This window comes from Thermococcus sp. Bubb.Bath (genome assembly GCF_012027595.1).
GTDB lineage: Archaea > Methanobacteriota_B > Thermococci > Thermococcales > Thermococcaceae > Thermococcus.
Map to the genome: position 1 here is coordinate 1 of NZ_SNUR01000007.1, position 21,597 is coordinate 21,597.

Genomic DNA, 21,597 nt, shown 5'->3' on the forward strand with positions numbered 1-21,597 from the left:
CGAAGACGGTTGCCGACCTCGTTAACGCTGTAAGCAACGGCGACGTTAACAAGTTCATCCAGGAGCTCGGCCTCAAGTACTACAACACTCCCGCTAAGCTCCAGCCACTCATGGATTGGACCGGTTACGATTTGGCCATGCTTCTCCCGTACAACAAGTGGACTGGGCCGAACAATGTTACCATAAGCATTAGCAACCTCAACCAGTTCTGGGACCTCTACAAGCTCGCTTACGGCACGCACATCCTCAACTCACCGCGTGTCTACACTGCTGAAACCTGGAACTTCTACCTGGTGAACAAGAACCTCGTCAAAGTTCAGATGCCCGACCCGATTGGAGGCCTTGGAAGCTTCCTAGCCACTAGGTCCGTTGCCCCAGCCCACGCTGCCACTACCACCAGCTCAAGCAGCACTACAAGCTCAACCACCAGCTCAAGCAGCACTACAAGCTCAACCACCAGCTCACAGCCGTCTGCCACCACCACGACCACCGCACCTACCACCAGCTCACAGCCGTCTGCCACCACAACCAGCAGCAGCAAGAAGGGAACGAGCATTTGCGGTCCGGCGGCCATCGTCGGCCTCGCCATCATACCCCTCCTCCTCAAGAGGAGGAAGTGAAACCCTTTCCCTTCTTTTTTCGATTTGAAGCCAAGTACCTTCATTTCTGTTCTGATGTGTACATGTGCGCTTTTTTGGGGAAAACTATTTAAACTTTAACTTTTATGTAAAAGTCGACTTCACTTCCAGCGAAACGCGGAGGGGATACTAATGGGAATGAGCTTTGGAAGGTACGTTGTGTACAGAACAGTGAACGCGATTATAATCCTGTTTTTGGCCGTACTCCTCATGTCCGCGCTCTTCACGAAGCTGGCGGACGAGCAACTTACTGGACAAGTTCAGGATCAGATCCAGGCGTTTGCACAATCGTACGCCAAAACACACCACCAGGAACCAACGAAGGAACTCCTTGAAAAGCAGAGGGCAATCTACATGCACGATTATGGACTTGACAAACCTTACTGGCGTAGGGCGTGGGACTATACAGTCAATACCTTCACATTCCGTTGGGGAAAATCAATCCCGAGGGTCTTTGGTACCCGTGACGTCAGGGAGCAAATATGGACTGCCCTTCTCAGAACAATACTCCTCTTCACGACGGCTGAGATACTCGTTATCCTCATAGGTATCGCCCTTGGTGTCAAGAGTGCACAGCAGCCCGGAAGCATACTGGACAGGACAATCTCCATCCTGGCCATGCTGACAACCAGTCTCCCAATGTGGTGGCTGGGAATGCTCATGATCCTGTTCTTCGTCGTCTACCTGGGATGGCTGCCAATAACGCTGTACTCCCAAGTGTTTACTGCCAACACCAAGCAACTCCTTGAGAAGATGTCGCTCCCGGTATTAACAATAGTCATAAACCTCTTTGGAGGCTGGGCATGGACGACCAGGAACATCATGATAGGCACCATGCAGGAGGACTTCATCATGGTCGCGAGGGCAAAGGGTGTCCCGGAGAGGAAGGTCATCTACGGCCATGCTCTCAAGGCAGCGGCACCGCCTATCATCACCATGGTCATCTTCGGACTCATAGGTTCCCTCAGCGGTGCAATTATTACAGAGATCGTCTTCAACTGGCCGGGAATGGGCCGTCTATACTGGCAGGCACTCCAGGCCGACGCCGTTAAGACCATGATGGCGCTTAACTACATGTTCGCAATACTGACGGTGTTCTCGATGGTCCTAGCGGACATACTCTACGCGTACCTCGATCCGAGAGTAAGGATTGGAGCCGCTGCAAGGTCATGAGGTGGTGTAGATGAGATGGGTAGACTTTAAAGACAGTGTTAAAAGGTTCTGGAGCGATTACAAGCACCAGAAGTCAGGAATGCTGGGAATAATCTCTCTGCTCTTCCTTATAGTTATAGCCCTGGCAGCCCCGATAATCACCAACCCCAACGTGCCTCAGGAGTGGCAACCAGGTGGAACCGCGTGGCTGGTTAACCCAAAGAACGCACCACCTGTCTGGGAGAACTACTTCACCCACGAAAGCATGGCATCCGCCGTTCAGTTTAAGCCTGGCCAGTACCATGTTGTAAAGAGCTCAAAGGACGGCTATAATGTCTACACCATAACCGTTGACTACAACATGAACTATCAGCTTCCTCCAGTGGATATAGTCTTACTGAACCTGAAATCCAACGCCTCTCTTCCGAAGGACAACCCCGTGGTAAAGGTTCAGATAATTAGGCCTCCTGAGAAAGGTGTTAAAAACAATACCCTCCTGCTCATTGATGGAGTTCAGTTCCCATCCGGAAGCCAGATTCAGATAGCGGGCCTTCAGAACACCCTCAACTACCTGCTCTACTGGCTCTATGAGAACGGAGTTCTCAAGCTCAACATGCCACCCCAGATGGTCAACCCGAACAGCATGCAGTTTCTCATAATGACCAACCCTCAGGCTTCCAAGCTTGTGGCTGCCCTGAGTGCGGACAGAAGGATGCAGATTGTCTTTGGAAGGATAACTGACAACGCGGGCAACCCACGCTCGTTCAATGACGTTGTCAACAACCCGGAACCGCTCAAGGGCAACTATAAAGTGAGGATCACGATAACTGCTCCGAAGGAGGTTAACGTTGACTTCTCAGACTTTAAGATAGCCATCGTTGGAAGGGCCTACGGTCTTCTCGGAACCGATCAGTACGGAAGGCCCATTGCCCTCGGTCTCCTTTGGGGAACCAGGGTGGCCTTGGCAATAGGTCTGGCCGTCTCAATAGCCTCCGTCCTCATTGGGATATTCATAGGAGTTGCGAGTGCTTACCTCGGAGGCTGGGCTGACGAGGCAATACAGAGGTTCACGGAGTTTATGATGACACTTCCGGTGCTCCCGATGCTCATCTTGCTATCCCTCTACCTTGGAGGCAGGATAGACCTCACGCAGCTGGTCATAATCTTGGTTATCTTTGGATGGATGGGTACCACCAAGGTGGCCAGGAGTATGGCACTTCAGATCAAGGAGCAGACGTACATTGAAGCCGCCAGGGCTCTTGGAGCGAGCACTGGTAGGGTTATCTTCAAGCACATTGTCCCGCAGCTCCTTCCGTACGCCTTCGCAAGCATCGCCTTGAGCGTTCCGGGAGCAATTCTCTCCGAGGCGGGTCTGAGCTTCCTCGGACTCACGAGCCAGAACATGATTACTTGGGGGCAGATGCTCAACGCGGCGAACCAGAACGGTGCTACAATGAACGGCTACTGGTGGCAGATCATACCGCCCGGTCTGGCAATAGCCTTCGTCGGTCTCGTCTTCGTCCTGATAGGTGTGTCGCTTGACACTGTGCTCAACCCGAGGCTTAAGCGCTCGTGAGGTGATATGAATGACAACTAACGTGCTTGAGGTTAGGAACCTGAAGATGTACTACTTCACCAACAGGGGCATTGTAAAGGCCGTGGACAACGTCTCCTTTGACATCAAGAAGGGTGAAGTCCTTGGACTTGCCGGCGAGAGCGGGTGCGGTAAGTCCTCCCTTGGTTTTACCCTCATGGGTATGCCGACCCCACCCGGAAAGATAGTCGACGGAAGCATTAAGGTTGACGGCAGGGAGATCGTCGGTCTTCCGGACGACGTCCTGAGAAAGGAGGTTCGCTGGGAAAAGATAGCCATGATCTTCCAGGGAGCCATGAACGCTCTTAACCCCGTTTACACAATAGGGTACCAGATGATAGAGCCCATCATGTATCACAAGGAGGGGATTACCAAGGAGGAGGCCCTTGACAGGGCCCAGAAGTACCTTGAGCTCGTTGGTCTCGACCCTGAGATCGTCTACCGCTACCCACACGAGCTCTCCGGTGGTATGAAGCAGCGTGTTGTTATAGCCATGGCCCTCCTCATGGAGCCCAGCGTAGTAATCGCCGATGAGCCGACGACTGCCCTTGACGTTATAGTCCAGGCCCAGATCATAAACCTCATGAAGAAGCTCAAAAAGGAGCTCGGCCTCTCCATGATGTTCATCACCCACGACCTCAGCATCCTGTCCGAGATCAGCGATAAGATAGCCATCATGTACGCAGGTAAGATAGTCGAGTACGGAGACAGCGAGAAGGTCTACTACGAGCCCGCTCACCCGTACACCCAAAAGCTCCTCGCCGCTATACCGAGACTTTATGAGGACGTTGAAAAGCTGGAGTTCATCCCAGGACAGCCGCCCAACCTCATCAATCCGCCGAAGGGATGTCGCTTCAATCCAAGGTGCTCCTACGCCATGGACATATGCAGAGAGCAGGAACCCGAACTGAAGGAGATTGATAAAGATCACTACGCCGCATGCTGGCTGCTGTGAGGTGTGAAAAATGGCCGAGCCGGTGCTCAAAGTTGAAAACCTCAAAAAGTACTTCCCGCTCAAAAGAGGGCTCCTGGCTTCCCTCCACGGAGAACCGCAGCGCTTCGTTCATGCCGTTGACGGGGTCAGCTTCGAGGTTGGAAAGCAGCAGGTATTCGCCCTCGTTGGTGAGAGCGGTTGCGGTAAGTCAACAACGGGAAGGCTTATCGTTAAGCTCCTCGAACCGACAGACGGTAGGATATACCTCGAGGGAGAGGACGTTACGAACATCACCACAAGGGAGGAGATACTCGCCTACAGAAGGAAGGTCCAGATGATATTCCAAGACCCGTTCGCTTCACTCAACCCGCGCTTCAGGATATTCGACATTCTCGAGGAGCCACTCTTAATACACGGCATAGGCGAAACCAGGGCTGAGCGTGAAGAGCTCATCTACAAGGCACTTGAAATGGTTAAGATCACCCCGCCCGAGGAGTACGTTGGCAGATTCCCGCACATGCTCTCCGGTGGTCAGAGGCAGCGTGTTGCCATCGCCCGTGCCCTGATCCTCAACCCTACCTTCATCGTCGCAGACGAGCCTGTCTCGATGCTCGACGTTTCAATCCGTGCAGAGGTTCTCGAGCTCATGAAGGAACTCAAGGATAAGATGGGGGTCACCTACCTCTACATCACCCACGACATGTCAACGGCCAGGTACTTCGCCGACTGGATGGCTGTCATGTATCTCGGAAGAATAGTCGAGATTGGACCAGCTAAGCGCGTCATTGACAACCCGCTCCACCCGTACACCAGGGCGCTGCTGGCGGCGGTTCCGGAACCGAAGCCAGAGAGGAGGAACATCATCAAGGAACTCCCGATCAAGGGTGAGGTTCCGAGCGCAGTCAACATTCCACCGGGATGCCGCTTCCACCCGAGGTGCATCTACGCCCAGAAGGGTCTCTGCGACGTGGAACAGCCCAAGCTCATTGAATACGAGCACAACCACTGGGCTGAGTGCCATCTGGTTGGCAAGTTCTGACCTTTTCTATTCTTTTTGGTGGTTCCAATGGTGCACCGAAAAACCCCCCTTTCATACAAGCCGATAAGCGTTGGTCTCATCTTCCTCGTTGTCGCCCTGCTCATGTCTATCGTGGGCCTTCACAAGGTTCCAGTTGAGTACGAGAACTCCGGAACGCTGGGGCCTGGAAACTACACCCTTGGAAATAATTCGTTCGAGAACGGCTACCTTGGCTACAACCGCACCCTTGTTTTGACGTCATCAAACGCATCCATCATCGTTGGTGAGGCTGGCTCACCTACCCGTTCAATGAACATAACGTCCAATGTGACTCTCAACCCGAAAGACCGTCCCTCCCTCGAAGTCCTCTCTGGAAACGTAAGCTACACGTACAGGGCCAGGGCTTGGAAGTACCCCTACTCTCTCCTTGCAATACCTGCCTTCATCTTTATGTTGGTGGGAACCGTTCTCGTGTTTGTTGGGTACATCCACCTCAATTCGAGAAGAAGGTGATAATATGAGGAAGCTGGATTACAACGTCGTTATGGAGACCCTAACCGCTTTCATCAGGGAAAATGTGGAAAAAGCAGAAGCTGAAGGTGTTGTTATAGGTATAAGCGGCGGGATAGACAGTGCCACTGTTGCCTACCTTGCAACTAATGTCCTCGGCAAGGAGAAGGTCCTCGGTCTAATCATGCCGTACTATGAGACCCATGACGTTGAGGACGCTAAGCTCGTCTGTGAGAGCCTTGGGATAGAGCACAAAGTCATAAACATCCGGCCTATGGTGGATACCTTTGCCTCCCAGCTTGGCTTTCAGCCGGACAACCGCTCCCTCGGCAACGTAATGGCGAGGACGAGGATGATACTCCTCTATGCCCACGCCAACCAGCTCAACCGTCTCGTCCTTGGAACAAGCAACAGAAGCGAGTTCCTAACGGGTTATTTCACAAAGTGGGGTGATGGAGCGAGCGACTACGCGCCGCTCATAAACCTCTACAAGACGGAGGTCTGGGAGGTGGCGAAGCTTCTCGGCGTTCCTGAGAGGATAATCCAGAAGAAGCCAACCGCTGGCCTCTGGGAAGGTCAGACAGATGAGGACGAGCTAGGTATAAGCTACCGCCTCCTCGACGAGGTACTCTGGCGGCTAGTTGACCTCAAGATGCCGAAGGATAAAATTGCGGAAGAGCTTGGAATAAGCGTTGAAAGGGTTGAATACGTCGAGAACCTGGTGAGGAGGAGTGAACACAAGAGGCGCCTCCCGTTCGGCCCGGCATTCTGAGGTGAGCCAATGAAGAAGGGCTATTTTTTTGTATTTCTGGCGGCATCATTCTGGGGAACCCTCGGAATCTTTGCCGAGTACATATACTCCTACGGGGTTGATTCGTTCACGATGGTATTCTGGCGCGTTCTCTTTGCACTGATAATCCTTGGGAGCTACATTGTCGTTTTCCTCCGGGAGAACCCGTTCACACGGGAAAGGCTCTGGTTCTACGCGGTTTATGGTCTCGTTGGGGTCTTCGCCTTCTACACCCTCTACTTCTACACTGTGAAGATTTCCTCCGTAGGCTTTGCGGTTCTCCTCGTCTACACAGCTCCGGCTTTCTCCGTAATCCTTGGCAAGCTGGTGTTTGGGGAGCCGCTCACTTGGGAGAAGGTTGCCGCGCTTGTCCTTGTTCTCCTCGGGGTTCTTCTCGTGGCCGGCAACGTGGATTTTGGTGTGAACCCGCTGGCGGTAGTTACAGGTATAACAACCGGCTTCACGTACGCCCTCTATGGAGTTTTGGCGAAGTTTGGAGTTAAAAAAGAGAGCCCTGAGAGGGTCCTCTTCATGACCCTGCTCTTCGGCCTAATCTTCCTCGCCCCCTTCTCAAAGTTCTCCGTTCCAGAGGGGGCAATTCCATACCTCCTTGGGCTGGCGTTCTTCCCAACCTTCCTTGGCTACGTGCTCTACAACCACGCGCTCAGGGAGGTTGAGGTCAGCAGGGCTAGTATAGTGGCGACGGTTGAGCCTGTCGTTGCAATAGTCCTAGCGTTCCTTCTCTTTGGCCAGAAACTGACTCCCATCCAGCTGGTTGGGGGTTCGCTGATAATCGGGGCATCGATACTCGTCCATGCGAAGGGAGAAGAAGTAAAAGAGGTCCACTAAACGTAGAAATACCTCTCCAGCTCCCACTCCGTTACCTTCTTTGTGCCCTCCGGCAGGCCCTCGGATTTGAGGTATTCCGTGTAGGACTCCCACTCCTCCCCTTTGTACTCTACGAAGTTCCTGTACGCATCTCCAAGCGCTTTTCTGATGACGTCATCTTTCTTCACGGCTTCGAGTGCCTCTTTGAGGCTCTCAGGTAGCGTTTCTATGCCAAGCCTTCCCCTCTCCGCTTCGCTCATTTCGTAGACGTTAGTTTCTGCGTATCCCTCTGGCTCTGTTTTCTTCTTTACTCCGTCCAGCCCCGCCATGAGCACCGCCGCGAAGGCCAGATATGGGTTGGCACTTGGGTCAGGACAGCGGTACTCTATCCTGGCACCCTTGCCCTTGAACGCGGGAACGCGGATGAGGGCGCTCCTGTTGCGGTAGCCCCAGCTGATGTAAACGGGGGCCTCGTAACCCGGAACCAGACGCTTGTAACTGTTCACCGTTGGGTTGGTCAGGGCTGCAAGAGCCCTTGCGTGCCTTAGGATTCCGCCGATGAAGTGAAGGGCTGTCTCACTGAGCCCGTCCTCTCCGACGAAGACGTTCTCATCGCCCTCCCAGAGGCTGATGTGAAGATGCATCCCGTTACCAGGGAAGCCGTAGATAGGCTTCGGCATGAAAGTGGCGTGATACCCGTGCACCTCAGCCACGGCTTTGACCATGTACTTGAAGCTCACTATGTTGTCCGCGGTTCTGAGCGCTTCATCGTAGCGGAAGTCTATTTCGTGCTGTCCTTTGCCGACCTCGTGGTGGAGAACCTCCGGGGTGAGGCCGAAGGCCGGCATGTAGAGGGCGACCTCCCGGCGGAGCTCCCTCGCCCTGTCCAGGCTCACTAGGTCAAAGTAGCCACCTGCATCCGGAAGGTGAAGCTCCCACGTCCCATTCTTTTTGAAGAGGTAGAACTCGGGTTCTGGCCCGACATAGGCTTTGAAACCCTCCTTCTCCAGGGCTTCAGTTACCCTCCTCAGAACTCCTCTTGGGTCAGCTGGATAAGGTTCGTTCTCCCTGTAAACATAGCCGTATACCCTCGCTATACCATCCCATGGGACCTCTGCATATGTCGCCGGGTCCGCTTTGAAAATGAGGTCGCTGTCCTCTATTCCCTGGAAGCCTGGAATGGAGGAACCATCGAATGGGATTCCGTCTTCGACTGCCTCCTCGTAGCGCTCGATTGGGACTTCCATCCCCTTGAGGGACCCGTTTATGTCAACGAAAACCAGCTGAATGAACTTTGGTTTCCTCCCGATTCCGATGGCCGGGGAGTCCGTTTTAGCGACGTTCATTTTTTCATCATCCCCATGCATGTTTATTCAGTATTAACACTATATCATGAACAATATATTAAATTTAAGGTTTTTGCTTGTTCGTTTGTCAGAATGACGAGGGAAGGCCTTGAACAGTTTTAAACTATAAAATGTCTATATTTTCAATTGACTTTCCTATAATTTACATTTAAATGTCTAACAAAGTTTTTTCCGAGAGGCGCTTATTGTAACCCATGCCAACCGCTGAGGATCTGCTCAACAGGGAGATAGCCAGGGTGAACCTTCACCTGCCTAAGAGAAGGGTGCCCCTTTCGGAACTCTTAAAAGAGGAGGACCCTTCCATCAAGCTGAGGGATGGGAGCTCACACCACTTTAGGAAATCGGAGCTGGAATATATTTCGTCCATCCTGGATGAGGGAGAAGCCGGGAGACTCATGCTTCCAATAATCCTTGAGATAAGCACTCTGAACAGGGGGTACTTCCGTGTCAGGGGAAAGGTGGAGGTCAAGGTCATGGACATTCTACTGGGAACTTACGACCCGCTGAACGAGAGGAACGAGTTCCTTTACCCCCGATACCTGCTCCCGCGCGTTAGAAGGGCCCTTCCCACCACAACGACCTATGCTTTCATTGCGGAGTGATGGACATGAAAGAGGAGACAAGGATCCTGAGAGATTACTATCTCTTCACCCTTCCGCAGGTCTCGGTCTTCGCCGGGGCCGTACTGGGTGTGCTGTTCGTCCTTCACCTGCCCATCCTCCTATCGCTGGGAGTTTTCTCACTGCTCTACGGTGTCCTGCTCCTCATAATCCATGCTATCGTTTATCCCCAGTTTCACCCCAATGTTCTTTACCGGGTGGGATTCCTTGGTTCAGTCACTATGGTGGTCATTGGTCTTTACTTGCTCTATCTGGCTATTTAGTCCCTTGAATTTCCCCGATTCAGCTCGAAAGTTTTTTAAGTTTTCGCGCCTTTATCCATTCGGTTTAAAATTGATGCGGTGGTGTGGAAATGCGTCGTGGACTCCCGATGGTTGCCCTTCTCCTTGTCCTTCTCACTGTTTGTGCTACTCCTACCTACGCCGATTCTGGGGATTCACTCTCAACTCCCAACTCCATCGTTGTTCTCCCTGGTGAAAGTCTGAGCGGCAACATCACGGTGATTAACCCCCTCCCCCAGAATTTCAGCCCGCTTGTATACCTGGGCTACACTGTGGAGGGCAACGTTTCCATCAACTTCACCGCGGGGTATTTCCTCTTCAAAAGCTTGAACTCCGGAGAGTCCCAGTCTTTTCCCTTTAGCCTCACGGTTTCTCCGGATGCACCCCCCGGTAACTACACTCTTCTTTTGAAGTTCCGTGGAATGACTCCTGAGGGGGCTATAAAGACGCTCTACCTCCGGCTGCCGGTGAGGATAACCCTCAACCCCATTGTAATCCGCAGTTTTGATGTCCACGTTGCTGGTAGACCTGAATCTGTAAACCCATTCAACGGGGAGATCCTGAGGGCGACTATTACTTTGGAGAACATAGGTGCCTATCCGACTAAAGCCATTTTGAACCTCAGTGTTAGAGGTTCTTCTGGAACGGTATTCTCAAGATCCGCATCAAGCATCTTCGGACCAGGACAGGAGACCCTTACCTTCAACGTTCCCGTAGGCTGGAACTGGACACCTGGAGATTACGAACTGGAAGTTGTCGTTTCGTCTATGACTTCTAGGCAGACCCTTCGCAGGGAGTTCGAAGTCTCTCGCGGTGTAGAGCTCTTTAACTCATCCATCTCATCCAAAACAGTCCTAGCTGGAGAATCTCTTAGGGCCTACCTGACGGTTGTATCGGAAAGGAAATTGCCAGTTAACGTCAGTTACCTTGTTTTCTCGAATGACAGTTCAATTTCGGAAAGACAGTTCCCGGTTGAGATTTCCCCCGGAACAGAGAACATCCAGCTCAACCTCCCGACCAACGTTTCAGGAAAACTGGAAGTAAACGCCTCTATCTCCTACGATGGGGTTGTCCTGGGTTCTTCAGAACTCTCCTACCGTGTCCTGGCTTACCCTTCGCTCTCCAACGTCTCAACAAGACTTAACGGAAGCAAACTTACGCTTCTCCTTGTGATAAACAATCCGAACCCCGTTCAACTCGACGCAATCTTATATTACAATGTCTCCATTAACGGTACCCTGGCGTACGCGGACTCCATGAACCTTCAACTCCAACCAGGTGGAATCAAAAAGGAGCTCCCCTTCTTTGTCTCCCCCGACAGTAACGTGACGTATGGTCTGGCCCTCAGGGGGGAGGAAGGGACTGACTTTGGCTCATGGAGGGGTAGCATCAAGGTTCCGCCGGTTCAGAGGCAGAGTACCTCGTCCACACCCCAGAACACATCAAGCTCGTCCCCTCCAGGGGGAGCGGAAGGTGGAGGAGTGCTCTGGTTGGTAGGTGTGGTCGTGGTAATCATCTTGGTGATTGCCATTGCCTTCGCCATGGGCTCCCGCGAGGAAGAAGGATATGTGAGTCCATGGGAGCGGGCTAGGAAACCCAGGACAAAGCCAAAACCCAAACGCCGCTCTCCGCTCGGCAGATTCAAGAGGCCAAAGCTCCCGAAGTTCATCGAAAATCGTGAGCTCCCACGGAGGTTCAGGAGAAGACCCGTTGCAAAGACGAAGAAGAAAAAGGAGTGACCAAAGCTTTTTATCCCTCTTGTTCTAAACTCCCTTCAGGCGAGGGGGTCGGGGGCTCTCGGGGTACTCCCGAGGAAGTTCCGCCCACCGCACCGGGACCGCGGTGCCGCAAGGCACCGGCCGAGAGGCCGGGCAACGGCGCAGAAACGACACGGCCTCCGGGGGATGTGGATGAAGCGCGCGAAGGACCCGGCGACGGGTTCCGAGCTAACCCGCAGACGATCCCGGAGGATGCGGTGAAACGGCCGTCCCGCGGGGTGCAAGGCCGAGGGAGGGGCTATGAGTTCCCGGTGCGAGCCCCGTGGTAGGCCGCTCAGTCGAATGCCCCTCTCCATACAGAAGGCGGGCTATGGCCCCCTCGCCTTACTTTCTCAGGACGTCGAGCGCGGAGGCGAGCAGTATAAGCGCCCCACCTACTGCGGTTCTAACCTCTGGCACTTCCCCAAAGACAAAGAAAGCATAGATGACGGCGCTCATGGGGTCGAGGTAGCTCAGCAGGGCGGCCTCGTTCACTTCAACCTCTTTCAGGCCGTCCATGTACAGGAACAGGGCCAGGACTGTGTGAACCAGCACGAGGACGAGAACCGCCCACCAGACTGGCGTTCCGGTGCCCCTGACGAGCACAACGGGTACAAGGACGAAGGAAGCCACAGCCAGCTGGAGGAACGTCAGAACCTTCCCGTCGACGTCCCTGAGGAACCTGCCAAAGTTCGGGATGAGGGCGTAGAAGAAGGCCGCGATGAGTGCGAGGACTATCCCGAGAAAGTCCCTGTTGCTAAGGTTCAGCCTCTGGCCGCTCATTATCAAGATGACCCCCATGAAAGCCATACCTATCAGTCCCCACCTTCCAGCGCTCATTTCCTCTCCAAGGAAGCGCCATGAAATAAGGGTCGCTATAACGGGGGCGGTGTAATACACAAGGACGGCGTTCGCTATGGTCGTGTAGTTGAAGGCTGTAAACAGAAAAGCCCAGTTTAGGGCGAGGGAGGCACCGAGGGTTAGGAGGGGCCTCCAGTTAGTCTTAATGAGTACTGGAAGACCTGAAAACTTTTCCCTCTCCAGCAGACCGATTGTAACGGCCAGAAGGATAGAGCCCAGCGAGACTCTGGCAAACGCAACTCCAAGGCCGGAAAGTCCTGAAAACCTGGCAAAGATGCCCACACTTCCCCATATCAATATAGAAACCGCTATCTTTGCCTTCCCGTTCACACTTCATCCCCATACTCTTCTTTCCATTCCTCGTACGCCTCCGTGACCTCCCTGCGCCTGAAGGCTGGAACGGCGTCCTCAAATGGGTTGAATTTTTCCAGTTTCCTCTCATCATCTCCAATGTAAGTTGTGATAAAACCTGCCTTCGAATGGAGACTGGAAGGAACGCGGAGGATTCTTTTCACGTCTATCGTCACCTTGCCGTCAAAATATGCCTTTGAAAACGTGCTGGAGAGAGCAAAAAGCTTCAGTATGCTTCTGTAACCTACACCCTTAGGGAACGCCGTTAGAAGCGCCTCCCTCACGAACCCGGAGTACACCTCATCCCTTTTCTCTACAATCTTCTCTGCCTGGGACTTTCCAAGCCCCGCGTTCAGAAGGTGGTTGGCGGTTATCCTCTCTATGAAGTATCCGAATCTGAGGCGGAAGACCCTGAAGTATCCACTTGAAAGCATTATCCTTCTGCTCTGGACGTCGTCAAAGGTCACCTCTTCTGCGGCGCTGATGTACGCCAGAACCTTTTCCCTGGCCTTGGAGTCCAGGTCGAGGGCCCAGTCGTCGAGAACCCTTATATGGTATCCCCTGCCTGAGTAGATGACGTGAATTTCATCAAACCCGAAGTCCTCCCTCAGAACGATGAGCGTATCTCTGGCGAGCTCCTTTGCGTCCTCAAGGCAGATAGGACACACCTGGCCGGCTGGATGAAGGTTCTGACACCTCCTAAGGGGGAGATCCTTTGCGTCTATGTCAAAGACAAGCTCCGCTCCCAGCCATCCGCTCATCTCCCTGGGGTTCTCGTAGAGGGCAACGCTTGAGAAGGCTGCGTAGGGTGCAGTGGCCTTGACGTAGTCCTCAAGGTCCCTGACATCCTCAAACGCGTTCTTCCTGTCGCTGGGACCATCGCCCGTGTGGTCGAAGCCGAACTCCCTGTTGGGGAGTGTCTCGACCAGGAACTCCGGCAGTTTTTTTGCGCTCCATTCCTTCGTGTAGTAACGCTTCCGCTCCTCAGGAGTCGCTTCCCTGAACAGCATCCGTCTCGCCTCCTGCTCCGTTCTCTGGTTCTCCCCTTTCTTCTCCTCTCTCGGCCCTCAGCCTTCTAATGTAATATGTCAGGGGGTTCTTTACGCCCCTGCAGTACTTGTCAGGTTTACAGAGCTCCGGGGCGTTGGCCCTTATCTTATCGCAGTTAGGGGGGAAGTACCACGGCGTGTTCCCGCTGTCCTCTATGGTGGGCCTGTCCGTGAAGCCAAAGCCGAGGTGATACCAGATGTTCTTGACCTCGTTGGGCTGGTCCTCGAACAGGGGCGGCTTGCAGCGGTTCCCCGCTTCTATTATTACGGGAAGGATCTCTTTCTCCACGACGCTGAGGTCGTTGACGCAGTCCTTTATCCTAACGTCCCTCCTAGGAGGATTGGGGCACAGGCGCGCGTAGCTGATGAAGCTGGTGAGGAGAACTGTTATGGCATAGTTCCTCATGCCACTGCCCACTCCCTCCATGGCCCTCTTTACGCATGGCGGGAAGAGGTCAAAACGAAGGGGCTGGGCCCCAACGGAGCCCATCTTCTCTATCCTCTCCTTAAACTTCTCCCTCGCCAGCTCACTAAGTTTTTCGTACAGCTCCTTGTAAAACTCCGGGAGCTCGTCCCTTATTTCATACAGTTTTCCCGCCGCCCTATCGATGTTATCCTCAAAGGCCCTCTCCCACAGCTTGATGAGGTCTTCCCTCCGAAGGTATGCCCAGCCGTTCCTGATGTACACTTCCTTGAGGCTCCAGTTCCATAGTGGAAGAAAGTGCCGCAGCCACATCTTGTGCTCAACGCGGAGCTTCCTTCTTTCATCCTCCGCCAGCTCGCTGTAACCGAGTCTTTCGAGGATGTGCCTGTCCCTCTTTGGGATTTCCTCCTCTGAAATCCTGCGGACGTGGATTGAAAGTTCTTCGAGGCCCTTTGAGTTCTCTATCCTCCTTAAGTAGATGGCTAGGTTCTTCTCCTTTACCAGTTCCATCTCAAATCCGTAGGGTGCAAAAGCAAGGGCCCCGAGGAGGGCGTAGAATGATAGAATATCCTTCCAGTCGTCCATTTCAATAAGTTCTTTGGGGGGTTCTTCTTCCCATGAAACACGGGAGAGTGCGTCTTCAATCGTGAGGTAGGTTGGAATCCTGGCCAGAAACTCACCCATGTTGCCAAAATCTTTGAGGCTCTCCCTGGCCTTCCTGCCGAAGGGGTCTAACATCTGGTTTGCACCCATAGAGGGTCTTCCTCCACCGATAAAACCCTTTCGGGTTCCTGGGGAAAAGCTTAAATATCCATTTCTACACATATGTGGGTAAGAGGTGAACAAAGATGATGCTAATCTTGGAGGACTACTTCAAGAACTATCCCGCGAGAAAAAAGGTGGCCGAGTTCCTCTTTGAGAACGGTCTCCGCGTTAAGGATGGGAAGATCTACCTCAAGAACGTGGAGGTTCCAATAAGCGAACTGGCCCGTGTTATAGGAGTTAACAGAAAGATAGTTTACCACACGATAGACTACATCGAGAAAACCTACGCTCTAAAGCTCATATTCGAGAACCTGAATCCTCTTCCTGGCCTGATTGACGTCGCGCCACTGATGGGGTGGGAGGTTCTTGAGATAGAGCTTGACAAGGATCACTACCTGGAGGCTTTCTCTGGCGTGCTTGACCTCCTTGGAAAGCACGGAGTTGGGGTGACGGAGGTCTTCAGCAGAAACCTCCTGGAGGAGCCTACCAAGCTCTACATTGTAATAGATGGAACCCTGCCGGTAGAGGCCTTCGTTAAGATAAAGGAGATAGGCGGCTTTAAGAAACTGATACTCCGCACACCGGAGAAGGACAAAGAAAAGTACGTGTGCAACTACTGTGAAGTAAAGTACTGCCCGCGCCGGGCGCTTCTTGAGAGGATCCGCTCTAGCCGGTGACCCTGAACCCTGTTATACCCTCTGGTTCTTCCCACCTTATCTCTACCCTCGTCACCCTGGCCATCGAAGGTCCCTGCTGTGCCCAGCCTATGAGCGCCTCCACCCTCTCGGGTTCTCCCTCGATGACAGCCTCGACCGTTCCGTCGGGCAGGTTCCTCACCCACCCGTGGACACCGAGCTTCTTTGCCTCCCTCTGCATGCTCCACCTGAACCCCACGCCCTGAACTCGCCCATATATCCTCAGGTGTGCTCGTATCCTCCCCTCGTCCATGTTCATCCCTTGTGTTCTACTTCCGCAATGAATTTAAGCTTTGCCTGCTAACAATCAACGGTGAGGGTATGGAGGCGGTACTTGTTTACACGACCTTCCCGGACTGGGAGAGTGCCAAAAAAATTGCAAGGGAAATCCTAGAGCGAAAGCTCGCTGTCTGTGCCAACATGCGCGAGCACGAGGCCCTCTACTGGTGGGAGGACGAGATAAAAGAGGAGAAGGAGGTGGGCGTTTTCTTCAAGACTGAGGTCAGTAAGTGGAAGGATCTCAGAAACGCTCTCCTTGAACTGCACCCATATGAGACCCCCATGATATCGAGGATAGACCTCGACAAGCTCAACAGAGAGTACTCTGAGTGGATGGCGAGGGTGCTCTTTGGATGATACGCAAGGTAAAGCCCCAGATAAGGGTCGTGGGGTTCGACGACGGGACTTTCTCCTTCTCTTCCAAACTCCGCAGAGATAAAACCATCCTGATAGGAGTCGTCATGAAGGGCTCGGAAGAGGTTGTGGGAGTGCTATCGCGCTGGATAACGGTTGATGGAAGCGACGCAACCGACGCGATGATAGATGCCGTTAACTCCTCCCGCTTCAAGGATCTGAGGGTCATACTGCTCAAGGGCATAACCTATGCCGGTTTCAGTGTGGTGGAGGTTGAGAGGCTCCATCGGGAAACGGGGCTTCCGGTCATTGTCGTCGTGAGGAAGAAGCCTGACCTTGGGGCAATGGAGGGCGCCCTGAGAAAACACTTCCCGGATGCGGAGGAGAGAATATCCCTGCTGGAGAAGGCTCCTCCCATTGTTGAACTCATTCCAGAAAAGCTCTACTTTCAGGCGGCGGGAGTTCCAGCGGAGACCGCCGCGGAGATCATCCGGGTGACCACGAGAACGGGTTTGACGCCAGAACCCCTCCGTTTGGCCCACATGATAGCGAGCGCGGTAATGACTGGCGAGAGCACGAGGGAGTAGGTTTATAAGATGGCTTGAAAATAGGAAGAACGACCGATGATGGCAACAGGGTAGCTACCGAACTTGATGTGGAAGCCGTTCCAGTCTGAGGTCTCTCAATCGCACGGGACGAGTAGCACGGGCAGTTTTGAGTCCCTCATAACCCTCTCCGCGGTGCTTCCGAGGACGAGGTCTTTGATGAAGCTCCGCCCCTTCTTTCCGATGACTATAAGCGTGGCCCTCTTCGCTATTGTTGTCCCTATTATGGCCTGGCTCGCGGTCCCCACCATGACCTCTGTCTCCAGCGGCACCGAAAACGCCTTCCCCGTCTTTTCGAGGTTTTTCTTGGCAATCTCCATGTTGTGCTCTATTTCGTCAATGCCACCGTAGTCGACGGAGTGGAGCAGTATCAACCCTTCCATTGCATCCTCGAACCTTTTAGCGGTCTCCACTATCTTCAGTGAGCACTTTGAGAAGTCCAGCGCTATGAGGGGCTTTTTGAACAACTCCGAGCAGTTCCCAAAGGTCGGCCGGTAGTTCCCCTCCTCGCCAACGTACTTGAGGATCAGCACCGGCTTTTTCGTTGTCCGCGCTAGGTTGGAGGCCGTGTTCCCAACTAACATCCTCCTCCAGATGTTCTCCCCCACGCTGGGAGTGACTATGAGCCCAATCCCCTTCTCGTTAGCGTACTCGGCTATCTCAAGCGAGGGGATGCCTATCCTCACCTCTGTTGTCGCGGTGATGCCCTTCTCCTCCAGCTCTTTCCGGAGCTCCTCCATTCTCTCGCGGTACCCCTCCTGGAGGCTGAAGGCCTCAAACTCCGTCATGGTGATGTCGACTACGTGGAGGAGGTGAAGTTCCCTAGCACCAAGTTCCCAGAACGCGGGCAGGCACTCCCTCAGGGACTTGAGGGAAACATCCGAAAAATCCGTTGGGTATAGAATTTTCTCAAACATGGGACCACCCAAAAATATTAAAGCTTTAATGATATTTAGACATTTTGATGAAGTTGCATGATGAACTGGTCATAAAAGCAGATGCTCTCTATAAGACCTACACACTTGGAAAGGGGATACAGGTTCCCGCCCTTCGAGGTGCCAGCTTGGAGGTTCGTAGGGGGGAGTTCATCTCGATAATAGGCCCCAGTGGAAGCGGAAAAACGACCCTGCTGAACATCCTTGGTCTCCTTGATGTTCCGGATTCCGGCACTCTATACATCGATGGAAAACCGGTCGTTGGCCTTGATGACAATGCTCTTTCCAGCATGCGCCTCCTAAAGATAGGATTTGTTTTTCAGTATTACAATCTTGTTCCAATTTTAACGGCCATCGAGAACGTTGAACTTCCGATGGTGCTGGCTGGTGTTAGGCCGAAAGAGAGGCGGGAGAGAGCAAAGAACCTCCTTGAGATGGTTGGCATACCCGAAATGGCAGATCACAAACCCAACGAGATGAGCGGTGGGCAGCAGCAGCGTGTTGCAATAGCGAGGGCCCTGGCCAATAATCCGAGTATAGTCCTGGCTGATGAACCTACTGGGAACTTGGATACCGTTGCCTCCGAGGAGATTGTAAACCTGATGAAAAAACTCAACCGGGAAAACGGCACTACGTTTATTGTGGTTACCCATGACATGGAAGTCGCCAAAAAGACAGATAGGATTTTAAGGATAAAGGATGGGAAGCTCTACGGGGTGGAAGAAATATGAGACAAATTCCTGCTCTGATTACGGTATGCTTGATGATCTTCTCACTGATTATCATACCTTCTTACGCGGAAGGAGAAGCCTCTGGACATTACCTTAAGGTCTTCAAGGGTTACTTAAACAAGGGGGATTCCCTTGTACTCGGCAACTACACAATAACAGTGGTTGACTTTCAGTATGGCCCTAGCAACTGGCCTCCCTCAGTTATTATAAAGATAAAGAACAACGCTAATTTTAACACTACTACCGTTTCCCTTTCTAAAGGGGATTCTTACCACTGGGGGGACATCGAGATTTTCGTAGGGTACATCAAGGATGTTTTATCTGATAATCCCCGGGCGTTTATCTCGGTTTATTCAAAGCCCCAGACTCTGTTCTATGGGCCCGCTTACAAGAACACCACGGTCACTTATGGTCCAATCAGCCTATCCGTTGAGGGCTTTAGGGGAGGCTCTGTTTTCGTTAGGTACTATCAGAACGGCTCCGTGGACTATGACTACTTTGGAAGGGGAACTCACGTCTGGCATGGCCTTGAAATCACAGTCTACAACGTCACGAACTCCAGTGCACTTATGAAGGTTATCTCACCGAGGTATCTCACTTATTCTGTAGTTAAGGGCACTCTTGTAGTAGTTCAGAATGTTAACTTCTCTCCCGTTGAAGTTGGCGGTATCTTCTGGTTCAACATAACGGTCAAAAACATAGGCACTTCACCCGCCCGTTACGTTAAGGTGTACTTGTATTCGAATTCAATTATCCAAACGCAGGAAAAACTTCAGAAAACTCTTTTACCTACGATATCTCTTCCCTCTTTCCAGGAGGAGACACCCTTCGCTTCTTACCGTTGGCCTCCCGTCCAATATGCTGGCTTTCTTCAACCGGGGGACGAGAGAACGTTTAGCTTTAGACTCATCTCCTCCGAGGCACTCAAGCCCGATGTCTACCCAGTTTTCATACAGTTGCAGTATAGTGATGAGAATGGTATCCTAAAAACGGAGGAACTTCAGGTAGGTGTTCCGGTCAGGGAAGTTATACGACCAGAGATAACCGTCGAGAACTTCTCGATTAGCCCTACTCCTGTCGAACCTGAATCCACGTTTAAAGTCCGGGTGACTGTGAAGAATACGGGCAATGCTCCCGCCTACCACGTCAGGATTCACCTGCTCACAACTAAACCGAGCACTGGAGGCCAAGAGTATTCCCTCTTCCCGGTTGGGCAAACTCAGAAGGACGCAGAGGGCTATATTTATCCCATCACTCGCCAGAGCTCGCTTTACTTTGAGAGCATCCCCGCTGGGGGTGAAGAAACTGGCACACTGGATTTTGCCGTCGGGGATGCTTCGAGTGGGATATACCCTATTTACACTGTGATAGATTATGACGATGAAAACAGTGTCTCGTACAATGAGCAGGCGACCTTTGGGGTCCAAGTTGAGGGAAGGGCAAAGTTGAATGCATATGTTGGCAACGTTTGGATCAGTAATGGAAAGTACAACTTTGAAATAGACATAGCGAACGATGGGAAGGGGCCCGCCAGGGGAGTTACCGTGTCCGTTACTTCTCCCAAGCTAAGCCTCTTCCCCCTCGGAGAGCGATACGTTGGTAGCGTTGAATCAATGGACTACGACAGTGTCAATTTCATGGTTCTCAACAGGACGGTAACCGCTGGAATGTACCCTGTGGTCGTTGAAGTTACATACATGACTGTAAACGGGAGATTTACAAGTTTTAACCAGACTGTAATCCTCCAGATACCTGAAAACCTCTCTAAGGGCACAGAACTCGTGTACTACGTTGGTGGACTCATCGTTGGACTGGGGGCTATCATCATAATGTGGAGGTTGAGGCGTGGATAGCGAACTCCTCAAGATCTCTTTCAGAAACCTCCACAGGAGAAAGACCAGGACTTTCTTTACAATGCTTGGGATAATCATAGCGATATCCTCAATAACTGCCCTTATGGGCATAGGTGAGGGCTTTCAAATTTCAATTTCAAAGACGATGCAGAGCACGAGTAACATCATCATAGTAATGCCGGGGCTGGGTGCCTCCATCTGGACTATAGGAACTGAAACTTTTAATCAGAGCATTGTCCATGATATATCCCAGGTAAGCCACGTAAAGGCTATCAACCCCATTCTCGTAAAGTTCACCGTTATGGAATACATGGGAAGGCAAATCCCCGTAACGGCTATGGGAATAATTCCACGCGACGCGCAGAAGTTCTTTGGCTTCACGGGACCCCCCCTTGAGAGGGGGCAGTTCATACCGCAGGGGTCACGTGCAAAAGCCCTCCTTGGCTATTCTCTGGCAAATGGAAGAAATGAGTTCGGAACCTCCATACTACCAGGTCAGACGATTAAGATATACGATGCCCAAGGCAAGCCCTGGGAGTTTAAGGTGGCAGGAAACTTTCAGGAGAGTGGCCAAAACCTCATCGGGGGCTTCATGGACACTAGCGTCTTCGTTCCACTCGGTACGTTGCAGGAAATGTACAACGAACCGGGGAAGATAAGCTTTGTGGAAGTTTGGGTGGATGACGTCAACTTCGTGGCTTATGTTAAAGGCCGCCTTCAGAGGATAGTGCCAAGTGCCACGGTAGTAACCGAGAGACAGGGGATTAAGGCCGTCTTTCAGATTGAGGAATTACTAAGCAACCTCCTCCTTGGGATAGGAAGCATTGCTCTGTTTGTTGGTGCCTTAGGTGTCATAAACACTCTCCTCACATCAGTTATGGAACGTACGAGGGAAATAGGGACATACAGAGCACTTGGTGCAAAGAAAAGTTTTGTGCTTGAAATGATACTCCTTGAGGGCCTGATAATGACGTTTATTGGCGGGATTATAGGCTTTCTCTTTGGAATTGGACTGGCGTGGTTGGTTGTTGATGTTCTAAGGACGTGGACCCCTGGACTCCCAAATCCCGTTATTAACCTCCATGTGGTTGTTGTTGCTTTTGGTGTAACTTTTATAGTGGGCATTCTTGCGAGCATCTACCCAGCAAAGAAGGCTGCCGGGCTAAAACCGGCTGAGGCCATAAGGAACTTTGAGTGAAAAGGGTT

23 protein-coding genes and 1 other RNA gene are annotated in these 21,597 nt (G+C 52.4%); 18 read left to right on the plus strand and 6 right to left on the minus strand.

All coding sequences use genetic code 11. The features are described 5' to 3' along the window. The 8 genes from E3E29_RS10805 to E3E29_RS10840 all read left to right on the plus strand — a co-directional run. Positions 1-620: CGP-CTERM sorting domain-containing protein (locus E3E29_RS10805; protein ID WP_167911016.1), on the plus strand; the 620-nt coding region annotated here is incomplete at its 5' end. Between the two features lie 150 nt (positions 621-770). Further along, on the plus strand, positions 771-1,811 hold the full coding sequence (locus tag E3E29_RS10810) for an ABC transporter permease (RefSeq protein WP_342764721.1): 1,041 nt from the start codon (positions 771-773) through the stop codon (positions 1,809-1,811). A 10-nt stretch (positions 1,812-1,821) separates the two neighbouring features. Further along, positions 1,822-3,366 carry an ABC transporter permease gene (locus E3E29_RS10815; RefSeq protein WP_167911017.1) on the plus strand — a complete coding sequence of 515 codons (1,545 nt, stop codon included), beginning with the start codon at positions 1,822-1,824 and terminating at the stop codon, positions 3,364-3,366. A gap of 10 nt (positions 3,367-3,376) precedes the next feature. Next, positions 3,377-4,339 carry an ABC transporter ATP-binding protein gene (locus tag E3E29_RS10820; RefSeq protein WP_167911018.1) on the plus strand — a complete coding sequence of 321 codons (963 nt, stop codon included), beginning with the start codon at positions 3,377-3,379 and terminating at the stop codon, positions 4,337-4,339. A gap of 10 nt (positions 4,340-4,349) precedes the next feature. Continuing rightward, positions 4,350-5,357 carry an ABC transporter ATP-binding protein gene (locus E3E29_RS10825; RefSeq protein WP_167911019.1) on the plus strand — a complete coding sequence of 336 codons (1,008 nt, stop codon included), beginning with the start codon at positions 4,350-4,352 and terminating at the stop codon, positions 5,355-5,357. Between the two features lie 27 nt (positions 5,358-5,384). Then, complete coding sequence (locus tag E3E29_RS10830; RefSeq protein ID WP_167911020.1) at positions 5,385-5,849, plus strand: hypothetical protein; 465 nt, start codon at positions 5,385-5,387, stop codon at positions 5,847-5,849. Between the two features lie 4 nt (positions 5,850-5,853). After that, entirely contained in the window at positions 5,854-6,618 is a 765-nt protein-coding gene (locus E3E29_RS10835; RefSeq protein ID WP_167911021.1) for an NAD+ synthase, read from the plus strand. A 9-nt stretch (positions 6,619-6,627) separates the two neighbouring features. After that, positions 6,628-7,485 carry an EamA family transporter gene (locus E3E29_RS10840; protein WP_167911022.1) on the plus strand — a complete coding sequence of 286 codons (858 nt, stop codon included), beginning with the start codon at positions 6,628-6,630 and terminating at the stop codon, positions 7,483-7,485. Here E3E29_RS10840 and glnA read toward each other — a convergent pair. Continuing rightward, positions 7,482-8,810, minus strand: coding sequence for a type I glutamate--ammonia ligase (glnA, locus tag E3E29_RS10845; protein WP_167911023.1), 1,329 nt, complete (start codon positions 8,808-8,810; stop codon positions 7,482-7,484). The two genes, E3E29_RS10840 and glnA, sit on opposite strands and share 4 nt — an antisense overlap. Positions 8,811-9,025: 215 nt before the next feature. Here glnA and E3E29_RS10850 point away from each other — a divergent pair, with 215 nt between their 5' ends. The 4 genes from E3E29_RS10850 to rnpB all read left to right on the plus strand — a co-directional run bounded on the left by E3E29_RS10850 (position 9,026) and on the right by rnpB (position 11,833). Further along, positions 9,026-9,433: a DUF61 family protein gene (locus E3E29_RS10850; protein WP_167911024.1), complete on the plus strand. Its 408-nt coding sequence runs from the start codon at positions 9,026-9,028 to the stop codon at positions 9,431-9,433. After that, positions 9,433-9,714, plus strand: a complete 282-nt coding sequence (locus tag E3E29_RS10855) for a hypothetical protein (RefSeq protein ID WP_240922863.1) — start codon at positions 9,433-9,435, stop codon at positions 9,712-9,714. The genes E3E29_RS10850 and E3E29_RS10855 overlap by 1 nt, the downstream gene beginning before the upstream one ends. An 89-nt stretch (positions 9,715-9,803) precedes the next feature. Continuing rightward, positions 9,804-11,471, plus strand: a complete 1,668-nt coding sequence (locus tag E3E29_RS10860; RefSeq protein ID WP_167911025.1) for a hypothetical protein — start codon at positions 9,804-9,806, stop codon at positions 11,469-11,471. 39 nt (positions 11,472-11,510) lie between these two features. Beyond that, positions 11,511-11,833, plus strand: an RNA gene (gene rnpB, locus E3E29_RS10865) — RNase P RNA component. Position 11,834: 1 nt separating this feature from the next. Here rnpB and E3E29_RS10870 read toward each other — a convergent pair. From E3E29_RS10870 to priL, 3 genes are read right to left on the minus strand one after another with little or no spacing between them, the layout of a single operon-like run. Further along, the gene (locus tag E3E29_RS10870; RefSeq protein ID WP_167911026.1) at positions 11,835-12,680 is read right to left on the minus strand and encodes a DMT family transporter; all 846 of its coding nucleotides are present in this window, start codon (positions 12,678-12,680) and stop codon (positions 11,835-11,837) included. Further along, positions 12,677-13,711, minus strand: coding sequence for a DNA primase catalytic subunit PriS (priS, locus tag E3E29_RS10875; RefSeq protein ID WP_167911027.1), 1,035 nt, complete (start codon positions 13,709-13,711; stop codon positions 12,677-12,679). Before priS ends, E3E29_RS10870 begins: the two co-directional genes overlap by 4 nt. Continuing rightward, positions 13,686-14,912 (minus strand): DNA primase large subunit PriL, encoded by a 1,227-nt coding sequence (priL, locus tag E3E29_RS10880; protein ID WP_167911028.1) that lies wholly within the window; start codon positions 14,910-14,912, stop codon positions 13,686-13,688. Before priL ends, priS begins: the two co-directional genes overlap by 26 nt. 110 nt (positions 14,913-15,022) lie before the next feature. Here priL and E3E29_RS10885 point away from each other — a divergent pair, with 110 nt between their 5' ends. Further along, positions 15,023-15,616 (plus strand): regulator of amino acid metabolism, contains ACT domain protein, encoded by a 594-nt coding sequence (locus tag E3E29_RS10885; RefSeq protein WP_167911029.1) that lies wholly within the window; start codon positions 15,023-15,025, stop codon positions 15,614-15,616. Here E3E29_RS10885 and E3E29_RS10890 read toward each other — a convergent pair. Further along, positions 15,606-15,887: an acylphosphatase gene (locus E3E29_RS10890; protein ID WP_167911063.1), complete on the minus strand. Its 282-nt coding sequence runs from the start codon at positions 15,885-15,887 to the stop codon at positions 15,606-15,608. The two genes, E3E29_RS10885 and E3E29_RS10890, sit on opposite strands and share 11 nt — an antisense overlap. Positions 15,888-15,955: 68 nt before the next feature. On the opposite strand from E3E29_RS10890, the gene cutA reads away from it, so the two are divergent. After that, on the plus strand, positions 15,956-16,270 hold the full coding sequence (gene cutA, locus E3E29_RS10895) for a divalent-cation tolerance protein CutA (protein WP_167911030.1): 315 nt from the start codon (positions 15,956-15,958) through the stop codon (positions 16,268-16,270). Then, a complete protein-coding gene (locus E3E29_RS10900) occupies positions 16,267-16,854 on the plus strand; it encodes a DUF99 family protein (protein ID WP_167911031.1) in 588 nt (195 codons plus the stop codon). Before cutA ends, E3E29_RS10900 begins: the two co-directional genes overlap by 4 nt. 95 nt (positions 16,855-16,949) lie before the next feature. Here the strand turns inward: E3E29_RS10900 and E3E29_RS10905 are convergent, their stop codons facing one another. Beyond that, positions 16,950-17,789: a universal stress protein gene (locus E3E29_RS10905; protein ID WP_167911032.1), complete on the minus strand. Its 840-nt coding sequence runs from the start codon at positions 17,787-17,789 to the stop codon at positions 16,950-16,952. Between the two features lie 47 nt (positions 17,790-17,836). Here E3E29_RS10905 and E3E29_RS10910 point away from each other — a divergent pair, with 47 nt between their 5' ends. From E3E29_RS10910 to E3E29_RS10920, 3 genes are read left to right on the plus strand one after another with little or no spacing between them, the layout of a single operon-like run. Continuing rightward, the gene (locus E3E29_RS10910) at positions 17,837-18,538 is read left to right on the plus strand and encodes an ABC transporter ATP-binding protein (protein WP_167911033.1); all 702 of its coding nucleotides are present in this window, start codon (positions 17,837-17,839) and stop codon (positions 18,536-18,538) included. Continuing rightward, positions 18,535-20,391 carry a COG1361 S-layer family protein gene (locus E3E29_RS10915; protein ID WP_167911034.1) on the plus strand — a complete coding sequence of 619 codons (1,857 nt, stop codon included), beginning with the start codon at positions 18,535-18,537 and terminating at the stop codon, positions 20,389-20,391. The genes E3E29_RS10910 and E3E29_RS10915 overlap by 4 nt, the downstream gene beginning before the upstream one ends. Further along, positions 20,384-21,589, plus strand: coding sequence for an ABC transporter permease (locus E3E29_RS10920; protein ID WP_167911035.1), 1,206 nt, complete (start codon positions 20,384-20,386; stop codon positions 21,587-21,589). Before E3E29_RS10915 ends, E3E29_RS10920 begins: the two co-directional genes overlap by 8 nt. The last annotated feature ends 8 nt before the right edge of the window (positions 21,590-21,597 follow it).